Origin of the sequence: Bacillus sp. TH50, from assembly GCF_016650565.1 — a bacterium.
Lineage (GTDB): Bacteria > Bacillota > Bacilli > Bacillales > Bacillaceae_G > Bacillus_A > Bacillus_A mycoides.
On record NZ_JAEKFM010000003.1, the window covers coordinates 1,068,049 to 1,080,828 of the forward strand.

Consider the following 12,780-nt stretch of genomic DNA (forward strand, 5'->3'; position numbering starts at 1 on the left):
AATCATCTCATTTCATTTATAGTAAAAAGTGCTCTATACTATAAAATGTAGACAAACTATAGAGTGTACGTTGTCCAAAAAAATTCCGCACATACGAGAGGAGTTTATAAAACTATGCGCTACGTTATCGTAACAGGAACTTCACAAGGTTTAGGTGAGGCAATCGCCGCACAATTGTTAGAAGAAAACACAACCATCATCTCTATTTCTAGAAGAGAAAATAAAGAGCTTACTAAACTCGCAGAGCAAAAAAACAGTACTTGTATTTTCCATTCCGTAGATCTTCAAGATGTACATAATTTAGAAACTCGTTTTAGCGAAGTCGTTTCATCTATAGAAGAAGACAAAGTTTCATCTATTCATTTAATTAATAATGCAGGCACAGTCGCACCAATGATGCCAATTGAAAAAGCAGAAAGCGAACAATTCATTACGAACGTTCACATTAATTTACTTGCACCTATAATTCTTACATCTACTTTCATGAAACATACGAAAAACTGGAAAATAGATAAACGAGTTATAAATATTTCGTCTGGAGCAGGGAAAAACCCTTATTTTGGATGGGGCGCTTATTGTACAACGAAAGCCGGTGTAAATATGTTTACGCAGTGCGTAGCTACTGAAGAAGTAGAAAAAGAATACCCTGTAAAAATCGTTTCTTTTGCACCAGGTGTTGTTGATACAAATATGCAAACACAAATTCGTGAAACAAATAAAGAAGACTTCACAAATTTAGACCGCTTCATCTCATTAAAAGAAGAAGGAAAGCTATTATCACCTGAATATGTTGCGAAAGCTATTCGTAACTTACTAGAAACGGAGGACTTCCCGCAGGGTGAAGTAATTCGAATTGATGAATAACAAAGAGGCACGCTATAATAGCGTGCCTTTTCATTCTATTTCTCTAAAAATATGAGTACAGACTCCATCATCTTCTCATAACCAATCTCTTGATAAATTTTATTTGATGTTGGATTTGCCAGGTCCGTATATAATGTCGTTGTTTTGTAGCCTTCATCTAACATACGTTGACTAAGTGCAGCGACACAACTAGATGCGTACCCTTTTTTCCGAGCTTCTTTCGGTGTATATACGAAATTAACTGTTATATTGTTTGTAGTCGGTCTCGTTTTTGCAGCTACAGAAACAATCTTCCCGTCTACTTCTAAACCAAATAGACGATGATTAGTAATTAATGTATGAGCAGTTTGTTTCGCTTCTTCTTTCGTAGTAGGAAGCTTCACATCTTCGCAAAATTGATATATCCACTGCTCTATTAATGTTAGCTCATCACTACTTACTTCTCGAAAGATTCCATCTCCGTTCCATTTTTTCTTTACTTGTTTTAATTCATATATACCTTGCTCCATTGCAACATTAGTTTTCTTATTCTCTAACACTGCAATCTCTTCCGCTAATTTCTGTACGATTTTTTTATTACCAATCAATCCAGGAATATTTGGATATACTTTCGTTAACTCTTTTGCAAGTTCCTTAATAGCTACTGCCGAAATCTCAAACGTAGCAACAATTATTTGTTTCTTTTCTTCTGTTTGAAGAAATACAGCTGCAATTTCTTCCTCTTGTTTTGCTACTCCTATAAATATCGGTTCTTGGACCATTTGTAATACACCTAATATGAGATTATTTTCCTGCTCATTCTTCTCTAAAAATGGTGTAACCTCTTCTGTAAAATTAAGAATCTCTTCATATACATGTAATTGAATCATCGACAATCTCTTCCCTCGATTTATATTTAAATTAAGTATTGGCGATTAATTCATTAAATCCTTCTTTTACGATTCAATAATGTTCGAAGCTAACGTATTCAAATCATTTTCAGCTTGTAAAATTCTTTGTTTTTCCTTTTCAAATACCTCTTCTTCTTTTTGAAATGACTCTTTTCGATTTTTAATCATACGCTCCATCTCTTTTTTACTCGGTCCACCATATACATTTCTTTTTTGAATAAAAGCTTCTGGTGATATAATTTCTTTCCACTCTTCTTCTAATAAATTTACTTTCAAATTTTCTTGTAAGTATACATTTATGTCTTTGAAATTTAATTCATGTAACTCCTTTTTCTGCTCCAATGACATATTTGCAATCGCACTTGCTGCATGATGTGCATGCCGAAATGGTATTTCATAGTTTTTTGTTAAAACATCTGCGAAATCTGTAATCGTAATCGCGTGTTTATATGAACGACTTTTTAACGTTTCCTCTTCTACTTTCATCGTTCGAATAACTGCGTTCATCATACAAAAAACACGAATCGCCTTTTCGATTCCTTTATATAAATACGGCTGCAAGTCATCCTCCGTATCGACAATATCGCCAAATGGTGTATTATGAATCATTTGAAATACAGTAAATGCTTCCCCTAAAGCACTACTCGTAATAGCACGGGCATGTTCTATTGAAACAGGATTTCGTTTTTGCGGCATAATACTACTTATTTGCACATATGGCTTCGCTACAGTAATCCCATCATATTCTTTCGTCGCTAATAGTAAAAAATCATGAATCCATCTACTCGTATTCGTCATAATAACCATTAGTAACGAGCTAACTTCTAATAAATAATCTGCTCCAGCAACAGCATCATATGAGTTCTCAATTACATTTGTAAACCCAAGTAACTGTGCCACTCGTTTTCTCTTAATTGGGAAGCTTGTTGTAGAAAGGGCAGCTGCCCCCATTGGAGAATGATTTAAAAGATGATACGCTTTTTTCATTCTTTCTAAATCTCGTTGCATCGTATCATAAATTGCCAAAATATAATGACCAAATGTTGTCGGCTGCGCCGGTTGTGTATGTGTATACGCGGGCATAATTGTTTCCATATGTTCACCGGCGAGCTCCAGCATACTTTCTTGCAGCAATAAATGATGTTCCATTAACCGCAATACAAATTGCCGTAAACTCATGCGATACATCGTTACACCCATATCATTTCTACTTCTACCGATATGCATATTACTTACAAATTCACACTTTGCTTCTTGAGAAAGCAAATGTTCAACTAAGAAAAAAAGATCTTCATGTTGCTCTGTATATAGCAACTTCTCCTTTGGAATCCCCTCTACTTTTTTAAGTGCGATTAATATAACTTTCGCTTCTTCTCTTTTCATTAACTTCTCTTCAGTTAACATAGCAATATGTGCCCTATGCACTTGAAACATATCTTTTAATAAATAATTACGCTGAAAATTAAATACGTGCTGTAATACACAATCTACATATGTTTTCCCAGGGAAATCAGCGCCTTCATTCTTAATAAACTCTTCTTTACTCTGTTTCATCACCTTTTCCCCTTTCGCCTAAGTGTTACTACCCATCATACCCAAGGATGGTGAAAAAGTGCTTGTACATAAAAATAAACTCGGCGCTCATAGCACCGAGTTTATTTAATAAAAGTCGCATCATACTTATCACTTTGCAACACTTGAAAGTGTAGATTTGCTAAATGTTTACGTATTTCAGCACTGTCATCTTCATTTAAATTATTTGCCAAGAAAACAATTTCTGTACAGTTTCCGCGTTTATCCATTGCATAAACTGCTTTTGTTACCGTCCATGGTGTATAACCATTCTTTTGTCCAGCATGCCTGAATGTTTTACGATATTTCTTTGCGCTCATATCTGTTTCAACGATATTCGCCCACACTTTTTCTTCCGCTTCTGTAAGACCACCTTGATGATTTGCCTTTTGAAGCAGTACCATATAATCGTTAGCGGAAGCAGCCGGCAATCTATCCGACCAAATTTTGTCGTAACGTTCCTCTAAATACAGAGGAATTTCCTTCTGTAATAATGGTCCCTTCTTTTTTAAGCGTTCATGAATAATCATAGCATATTCACGATATTGCTCTTGAGACATTTCTTTTAACTTTTTCTCTATTTTATATTTTGGAACATGTAATTCTTTATGCAAATATCCCGGAATGTATAAAGATGAAACAATCGGAAATAGCGGTTGATGTGCAGGAAGTGCTAAACTTTGTAAATTCCGATTAATATTGTCTAATCCTAATACCCCCATTAAATATTCAGTATTTGCATTAGAACTAAACTTAACCATTCCTTTTGCAACTTCTTCTAAAGAAACCGCTCCTTCAGTTATCTTTTCTTTTTTTTGCAAATAATTTTGCCATCTATCTTGTGCACCACCATCTGTACCCGGCACATAATAACGATTCACATCATTAATTGAAACGAAACTAGACCGATCGATTTTCCCCTCTGTAACTTGTTTCGTATATTCAAGCGCCACAATTAACTTCATCGTACTAGCAACTGGCAATACAACATCCGGATTTACAGAATACACGACTTTATCATTTCTTTTTATTAAAAGTGCACTATTCTTTTCATCTTTATGTTCTTCAATAAAGGATGCTATGTACTGCGCATCATCATTATTTGAACTCCACACTTTTTTCACTAAAAAGTTACCTGATATCAGCAAAACAAAAATACCCACAATCACTGCGCATACTATAGTTTTTTTCAAGTAAAATTCCTCTCCTATTGTGTAACTCTTCTCTATTTATCTCTTAAAAACAAAATAATGGAGATGATTGTTTAAATAATCATCTCCATTATTTTAACTTGTATGCTACTATTATGTCTACGTCATAATTTTCACAAAATCCTCTAGAAACTTTTTATAATGTAAAGACCAGCCAATTTTAACCCAATTTTTCAACGCTTTTGCTTCAGGTTGCGGGCGAAAATCAGCGATACTTTCCCCTTTCGCAACTCCAACCGTATCTACATCAACACGACGATACACGTAATCTAAAAGAGATGGATTTGCCGCTACCATCATTGTAACAACGTCATGTACTGGACTACCTGTTATTTTGGGATTTAACTTTTTATAAGCTTTATAATAATACGTAAATATCGGTTCGATTAACTTATTAAAACTTGTTTTAGAGTTTTTCGTAATGTATTTCACCATCTCCGTTGTAATAATCGCTTCTGATGTAACGTTAAGCGGTATTAATGTCACATTTTTTGCATTTTGCATAACTAATTGTGATGCAATTGGGTCACCATGAAAATTGGCTTCCGCGACTGGTGTAACATTTCCGGGCATTAAAAAAGCTCCGCCCATTATATAATATTCTTTCACATACTTCATCATTGGTTTTTCTAAAATAAATGCCGTCGCTAATGTTGTTGATCTGCCGGCATCAACAATGATTAGTTCTCCTTTATATTTTTCAATGATATCGAAAAATGCACAAAAAGGTTTAATATTGGGAGAAAAAGTTTTAGGAGGCTTAATAGGTCCCAAACCGTCTACCCCATGAATTTCCGGATAATATGTTACAAACTCCCCAGATAAAGGAATTTTCGCTCCATTAATAACAGGTATATCTTCCCGGCCCGCCATTTGCAATAAATACGCCGCATTACTCGTCGCCTTTTCCTGCGTTACATTCCCATATCCTGTTACTACTCCAACAATATCAATATCAGGATGCAATAATCCATACATAATTGCTAAAGAGTCATCAATTCCTGGGTCTCCTAAAAATAATATTTTTTTCATAGACCTCAACTCCATCCCATCAATTGTTATTACTTTATGAATACATGACGGAATACAGAATGAAAAAGATAAATTTTGTATAAACAAAAAACGTAGGAACTTCATATTAGAAGTTCCTACGTTTTTCTATATTTTTATGCTACCTTTTTCATCGTAACCATACTACCAATTATATAAGAGATAAATGCAAAGCAAATCGGGAAAACAACTGTATGTATACCGAATGGATTAGGGTAGCAAAGGTGAATAAACATATAGGAACCTACTCCAACTAAAATAGATGCGAGAGCTCCAGTTGCATTTCCTTTTTTCCAATATAAACCTAACACAATCGGCCAAATGAACGCTGCTTCTAAACCACCGAAAGAAAATAAATTTAACCAAATTAAAAAGTCTGGTGGCTTAATAGCGGCAGCATATACGAGTAATCCTACGATACCAGTAATCAATAGGCTACCTTTCTTTATCGTACTATCCGCGGCATCTTTATTTATGTAGTTCACATATATATCTTTAATAATTGACGAACTTACAAGTAATAATAATGAGTTCACAGTAGACATTATCGCTGCCATTGGTGCAGCTAAGAAAACTCCAGCTAACCAAGGTGGCAACACTTCCATCGCGAGTAGCGGCATTACTTTATCTGGTACCGTTATGCCTGGAAGGACTACTCTTGCAAACACACCTGTTAAATGCATACCAATCATAATTGTACCGACGACAACCGTTCCAATGATTAATGCTTGGTGCATAGCTTTTGAATTTTTATAAGACATAGCACGCACACTAATTTGCGGTAATCCAACGACACCAATCCCAATTAAAATCCAAAATGATGTGACATATGATTTCGTTAAACTTCCATCCGCTCCGAACGGTGTTATTAGATTCGGATTAATTTGAATAAGTTCCTGCATAATCTTTTCAACTCCGCCACCAGCAATGACAGTAGCAATTAAAATGATTGTTGTTCCGACTAACATAATGATTCCTAATAACGTATCTGATAAAGCGACTGCACGAAATCCACCAATTAACACATACACAAGTACAGAAAATGTAAATAAAAATAGTGCCGTTGTGTAGGAAAGTCCTGTTAGCGACTCAATTAATCGTCCACCGCCAACCCACTGGGCTACTGTTGCTGAGAACAAAAAGATTATAATACATAACGCAGAAAGAACAACTACCGCTTTATTATTGTATCTGCCCTTTAAATAATCAATAAGCGTAATTGCTTCCATCTTTCTAGCGATAATAGCAAACTTTTTACCAATAACCGTTAAAACGATATATCCTGTTACAACTTGAATCGCTGATAACAGCACCCATCCAAGACCCATATTGTAAGCAATACCAGGCCCGCCGATAAAGCTACTTGCACTACCGTACGTAGCAATCATCGTCATAGCTAATAATAAGCCACCAAGTTCACGCCCACCAAGAAAATATTCTTGTAAAAATTTATTATTAGCGGTTGCTTGTACACGTCTTGATGCATATACACCAATTAAAAACACAACGATAAAAGAAATTATCATTGGGATTATTACATACCAATTCATCTATCATTCCTCACTTTTTTCTTCCTCATCGAGTGAAATATCTTGAAATAAAAAACGAACAACTAAAATAAGCAAAATAACCATTACGATAAATCCAACAATACAGCTATAAAAAAACCATGCTGGAAAACCTAATACATATGTATATTCACTCGGATCCTTACTTCCAAGCCCATAGGCAAATCCATACCATATTATAAAATTAATAATAGCTAATCCAAGACCAATTAACGCTTCTCTATGGGCAACTCGAAAGCGCGGATCATCATGATAATTCTTCATTTTCCCCCTCCTCTCACGATGTATAATTGTACCACTGTTTTTCTAGTTTTTCCTACTAGAAAATAAAAACGCGCAGGATTTTTTGTAATTATATAGAATACAATGTTTCATTACATATTTTTTACAATTGTAACAAAAATGAAATTTGAATTTTCAGCGTTTTTTATTTATGATTTTAAGTAGAGGCTTTTCATCTAGTTCCCACATCCTTGATTTCAGAATAAACGCCGTCTCGTACTGCGTTTAAATTATATTTTCAAGGGGGTTATACAATGAGTCAACTAGCTGTAAATCTTCATGAAAAGGTAGAGAAATTTCTTCAAGGAACAAAGAAACTATATGTGAACGGAGCGTTCATTGAAAGCGCTTCCGGAAAAACATTTAAAACGCCTAACCCAGCAACTGGTGAAACACTCGCTATCGTTGCTGAAGCTGGTCGCGAAGACATTCATAAAGCTGTGGTAGCTGCTCGAATGGCTTTCGATGAAGGTCCTTGGTCACGCATGAGCACCGCTGAACGCAGCCGTCTTATGTACAAGCTCGCTGATTTAATGGAAGAGCATAAAGAAGAGCTCGCACAGCTCGAAACGTTAGATAATGGAAAGCCAATCCGTGAAACAATGGCGGCAGACATACCACTTGCAATTGAGCATATGCGCTATTATGCTGGCTGGGCGACGAAAATTGTTGGTCAAACAATTCCTGTTTCCGGTGATTACTTTAACTATACACGCCATGAGGCTGTTGGTGTCGTCGGTCAAATTATCCCTTGGAACTTCCCACTTCTTATGGCAATGTGGAAAATGGGAGCTGCGCTTGCTACAGGATGTACAATCGTTTTAAAACCTGCAGAACAAACTCCACTATCCGCTCTATATTTAGCTGAATTAATTGAAGAAGCTGGATTCCCGAAAGGTGTTATTAATATCGTTCCTGGATTCGGTGAATCAGCTGGACAAGCACTTGTTAATCATCCACTCGTTGATAAAATTGCATTTACTGGTTCTACTCCAGTCGGTAAACAAATTATGCGACAAGCATCTGAATCATTGAAACGTGTTACTTTAGAGCTTGGCGGTAAATCACCGAACATTATTTTACCAGACGCCGACTTATCTCGCGCGATTCCTGGTGCACTTTCTGGTGTTATGTTTAACCAAGGACAAGTATGCTCTGCTGGATCACGCCTATTTATCCCAAAGAAAATGTATGATAATGTCATGGCTGATCTCGTCCTCTATTCTAAAAAACTAAATCAAGGTGCCGGTCTTAACCCTGAAACAACAATCGGTCCTCTCGTTTCCGAAGAACAACAAAAACGTGTAATGAGCTACATTGAAAAAGGGATTGAAGAAGGCGCTGAAGTACTTTGCGGAGGAAGTAATCCATTCGATCAAGGCTACTTCGTTTCTCCTACAGTATTCGCTGACGTAAATGACGAAATGACGATCGCAAAAGAAGAAATTTTCGGTCCAGTTATTTCTGCAATACCTTTTAACGATATTGATGAAGTGATTGAACGTGCAAATAAATCACAATTCGGCTTAGCGGCTGGTGTGTGGACAGAAAATGTTAAAACAGCACACTATGTTGCAAGTAAAGTACGTGCTGGTACTGTATGGGTAAACTGTTATAACGTCTTTGATGCAGCATCTCCATTTGGAGGATTTAAACAATCCGGTCTTGGCCGCGAAATGGGATCTTACGCGCTGAACAACTATACAGAAGTGAAGAGCGTTTGGATTAACTTAAATTAACGAGAAAGAACCTGACCTACTCGGTCAGGTTCTTTTCATTATGTATTCATTTACACTTGCAACCCACCGCTCACATTTAATACCTCTCCTGTAATGTAAGACGCATACTCTGATGCTAAAAAGGCAGCTGCGTTTGCAATATCTTCCGGCGTTCCGATTCTTCCAACTGGAATCGCTCCAACCATTTTCTCTTTTACTTTATCCGGTATTGTTTTTGTCATATCAGTATCCATAAATCCTGGACAAATCGCATTACACGTAATACCAAAACTTCCAACCTCTTTCGCTGCTGTTTTTGTTAAGCCTACAACCCCTGCTTTTGTAGCCGCATAATTTGCTTGTCCAATATTTCCTTCCCTACTAATAGAAGAAATATTAATAATCCGCCCATACCCTTGTTGCCTCATATAAAGAAGCGCTGGCTGCATACAGTAAAAAACGCCAGTTAAGTTCACTTGTAATACTTGTTCCCAAGCTGATTTCTCCATCTTATGTAACATTGCATCTTTTGTAATCCCAGCGTTATTCACTAAAATATGTAATGTACCAAATTTTTGCACCGCATATTCAATTAACGACTTCGCTTCATTTTGATTACTCACATCACATCGATATAAACTCACATCATACCCTTCATCTGATAATTCACGTGTCGTTTCTTGTAGCTTCTCTTCATTTACATCACTAATTAATACTTTAGCCCCTAGTTTTGCAAAAACTCGTGCGATTTCTTTTCCAATCCCCTGCGCAGCACCCGTTACAACAGCTGTTTTCCCATTCAACAACTCCATCTCTATCCCCCATTTCTATTAGTTATATTGTATATTTCGGCTCTATGCTTTCCAAATCCTCTTTGTATAAAAAAGTCTATTTGTGTCAAACTAACTTTGCAACGCCGCATAAAACACAAGGAGATTGTGTCGAATGAAAAAAAAGAATGTAAATCGAAACAAAGCTGCCGATGGCATTGATGTTGAGTTCGCTCGCGAACTCGCTGACCACAATGACTTAGAAGCAAACGCACGTGCAAATGCCGCTGATGCACGTCAAAAACGCCAATCAACAGAAAAATAAGGAACTACAACGTTCCTTATTCTTTTCAACAGGGACCTACTACCCATCAAAATAAACCGAGAGTATCTCTCGGTTTATTTTCTATATTTCTTTACGTAGTGCGCTAAAGCAAGTAACGGATATATATGCCCATAACTATGATAGCGAATATAAAAGCCCCCCGGTAACCCTGTACCAGTAGGATATTTTTCATTCATAGTAGACTGCGCGAGCAAATATGAAATTCCTTTTCGAATAATCGGTGTTTCTTGATCGTAGTAAGAAATGAGTGCATCAAGTGCCCACGCTGTTTGTGACGGCGTACTAAAAGGTAAAGAAATAAATTTTTTCTCTACACTACTTTGACAGGATTCTCCCCACCCTCCGTCTTCATGCTGCAAATGTTCGAGCCATGAAGCTGCTTTTTTCAACGATGGATGAGTAGAAGGCACTCCTAATGCACGTAAGCCTGTCATCGTTGCCCATGTCCCATATATATAACATATCCCCCATTTTCCATACCATGATCCATTCTGTTCCTGTACATCCATTAACCATTTGATAGCTTTCTTTTTTTGCTCTTCAAGCAATTCATTCGGTGCATACGTTCCAAATAATTCTAACACCCTACCTGTAATATCTGGTGTGGACGGATCGGTTATCATATCACTCGCATTTTCAATCGGCAAATTCGATAGTAACTTGCTCGTTACCCCTCGTTCAAAAGCTCCCCAGCCTCCATCATTGTTTTGCAATCCTTTCACCCATTCCACGCCTCTTCCCCACGCATCATCTACTCTATCATTCCCTCTACTTCGCGCTAACGCTCTAAGGGCAGCTGTAGTATCGTCTATATCAGGGATCGTCGTATTAACATCTGAAAATCCCCAACCGCCAGCTACAAGTGATGATGCATGTACGCTCCAATCTACCTTTTTAGTTTGTTGTTTTTGCAATAAATACTCCGTCGCCCTTTGAATCATCTTATTTTCATTTGTAACTTTAGCTTCTTGCAATGAATAGCTAAGTAAAGCGGTATCCCATACGGTAGAAGGAGAATTTTGCAAATGACTTCCTCTGTCCATCTTCCATATATAAGATTTTAATCCTGTCACAGCTTTCTCAATAATTGGAGACTGAATAGAGTGCCCTAATGCAAGCAAAGCATAAATCATATAAAACGTAGCACTCGCGTAACTATATAATGTTCCATTTTCATCTATACGCTCCTTCATAAAGCGCTCTACTTCTTCGTATCCTTTATGATGTAACGATAATGGATAAGATATTACCTTTTTCACATCACCTAAAAACGATTGAAACAGCGGAGACCGCTCCTCTCGAAACCATTGCCCACCCCTGCCTGCAATATGATTTAAATTTGGCAATAACTTTTTCTCTACACGGAATCTCTTATTCATACAAATCATCATCGGAATTAAATGTATACGCGCTGAGCTGCTTAGCCCAAATATACTGAGGGGGGAGTCATCTTGTAAAAATAATATTGGTGTTGGAAAGTGAAAAAGCGCAGGAAATTCATATTCTCCATGAATTGCTAGTAAAAATTTCGTCATAAAATGGGCACGAGAAACTCCCCCGTGTTCCTTAATAAACATTTCAGCTCGCCTCATATTCATAGCTTCTTTCGAATATCTTTCCGAAGCAAGTAAAGCAGCATATGCTTGAATCGTCGCGGATAAATTCCCTCCCTTTTCATCTTCGTATAATTTCCAAGTCCCTTCATTTGTTTGAAGAGATACTAACCTTTTCACAAACGGTTCTATTTCGTCATTTCGCCCTAATAATTTGAGTAAAAAAATCATGTGACAATCCGTTAGCAAAGCTCCTTCAAAACAAAATTGCCACGTTCCGTCTTGCCTTTGCATCGTTTGAAGTGCAGTCGTTCTCCGCTCTATCTCCTCATGCACTTTGTCATATAGTAGCACACCGCTCACCCACCCTTTCTAAGTCCGTATACGATATTCGAAAACTCATCTAAATATGTATGAAAACAAAGAAAAGCAGAACGTGTATTACACACATTCTGCTTACAAACAATACCCAACCCCGACAACAATTCCTAATAGTGCACCAACAACAACTTGATACGGTGTATGTCCAACGAGCTCATTTAACTTTTTATATTCTGTTTGTCTACCATGAAAAAAATCATTCAATATTTTCGCTTGCTTACTTACCGCAAGCCTTACTCCTGAAGCATCGTACATAACAATAATGGCAAAAATAGCGGCAACCGCAAATATTGGACTCTCGACACCTTCCACCACTCCGACACCTGTAGCAAGTGCAGTAACAGTCGAAGCATGCGAACTTGGCATTCCACCTGAAGCAAAGAACTTAGCAAAATCAAACTCGCCTGTTTTTATTAATTTAAAAACGACTTTCGTTAACTGTGCTAAAAACCAAGAAATTATAGCTGCTATAAGTGGATCATTATGTAAAATTGTTTCCATGTTTTTCAGCTCCTCACTGACTATAATGGAATTTCTATATAATATAAGTATAAAGAAAAATGCGTAGAAAATAC

At 36.9% G+C, this 12,780-nt stretch carries 12 protein-coding genes; 3 read left to right on the plus strand and 9 right to left on the minus strand.

The features are described from left to right. The first annotated feature begins 114 nt into the window (after positions 1-114). Positions 115-864: a (S)-benzoin forming benzil reductase gene (locus JFU23_RS05605; RefSeq protein WP_201031568.1), complete on the plus strand. Its 750-nt coding sequence runs from the start codon at positions 115-117 to the stop codon at positions 862-864. A 35-nt stretch (positions 865-899) separates the two neighbouring features. On the opposite strand, the gene JFU23_RS05610 is transcribed toward JFU23_RS05605, so the two are convergent. The 6 genes from JFU23_RS05610 to JFU23_RS05635 form a co-directional block, all read right to left on the minus strand. Beyond that, the gene (locus tag JFU23_RS05610) at positions 900-1,733 is read right to left on the minus strand and encodes a GNAT family N-acetyltransferase (protein WP_201031569.1); all 834 of its coding nucleotides are present in this window, start codon (positions 1,731-1,733) and stop codon (positions 900-902) included. Positions 1,734-1,799: 66 nt separating this feature from the next. Beyond that, complete coding sequence (gene argH / locus JFU23_RS05615; RefSeq protein ID WP_033709365.1) at positions 1,800-3,308, minus strand: argininosuccinate lyase; 1,509 nt, start codon at positions 3,306-3,308, stop codon at positions 1,800-1,802. Between the two features lie 101 nt (positions 3,309-3,409). Next, positions 3,410-4,519, minus strand: coding sequence for a serine hydrolase (locus JFU23_RS05620; RefSeq protein WP_201031570.1), 1,110 nt, complete (start codon positions 4,517-4,519; stop codon positions 3,410-3,412). Between the two features lie 117 nt (positions 4,520-4,636). Continuing rightward, positions 4,637-5,569, minus strand: a complete 933-nt coding sequence (locus tag JFU23_RS05625) for a nucleoside hydrolase (protein WP_201031571.1) — start codon at positions 5,567-5,569, stop codon at positions 4,637-4,639. A gap of 134 nt (positions 5,570-5,703) precedes the next feature. Then, positions 5,704-7,137 (minus strand): sodium/pantothenate symporter, encoded by a 1,434-nt coding sequence (gene panF / locus JFU23_RS05630; protein ID WP_002087740.1) that lies wholly within the window; start codon positions 7,135-7,137, stop codon positions 5,704-5,706. Between the two features lie 3 nt (positions 7,138-7,140). Beyond that, positions 7,141-7,419, minus strand: coding sequence for a YhdT family protein (locus tag JFU23_RS05635; protein WP_002014357.1), 279 nt, complete (start codon positions 7,417-7,419; stop codon positions 7,141-7,143). Between the two features lie 272 nt (positions 7,420-7,691). Between JFU23_RS05635 and dhaS the strand changes: the two genes are divergently transcribed. After that, complete coding sequence (dhaS, locus tag JFU23_RS05640) at positions 7,692-9,176, plus strand: aldehyde dehydrogenase DhaS (RefSeq protein WP_002014355.1); 1,485 nt, start codon at positions 7,692-7,694, stop codon at positions 9,174-9,176. A 50-nt stretch (positions 9,177-9,226) separates the two neighbouring features. On the opposite strand, the gene fabG is transcribed toward dhaS, so the two are convergent. Then, entirely contained in the window at positions 9,227-9,967 is a 741-nt protein-coding gene (gene fabG, locus JFU23_RS05645; protein ID WP_002137674.1) for a 3-oxoacyl-ACP reductase FabG, read from the minus strand. A gap of 133 nt (positions 9,968-10,100) precedes the next feature. Between fabG and JFU23_RS05650 the strand changes: the two genes are divergently transcribed. After that, positions 10,101-10,250 carry a YfhD family protein gene (locus JFU23_RS05650; RefSeq protein WP_002066466.1) on the plus strand — a complete coding sequence of 50 codons (150 nt, stop codon included), beginning with the start codon at positions 10,101-10,103 and terminating at the stop codon, positions 10,248-10,250. A gap of 74 nt (positions 10,251-10,324) precedes the next feature. Here the strand turns inward: JFU23_RS05650 and JFU23_RS05655 are convergent, their stop codons facing one another. Then, complete coding sequence (locus JFU23_RS05655; protein ID WP_201031572.1) at positions 10,325-12,178, minus strand: terpene cyclase/mutase family protein; 1,854 nt, start codon at positions 12,176-12,178, stop codon at positions 10,325-10,327. 102 nt (positions 12,179-12,280) lie between these two features. Then, positions 12,281-12,706 (minus strand): divergent PAP2 family protein, encoded by a 426-nt coding sequence (locus JFU23_RS05660; RefSeq protein ID WP_000447809.1) that lies wholly within the window; start codon positions 12,704-12,706, stop codon positions 12,281-12,283. Between the last annotated feature and the right edge of the window lie 74 nt (positions 12,707-12,780).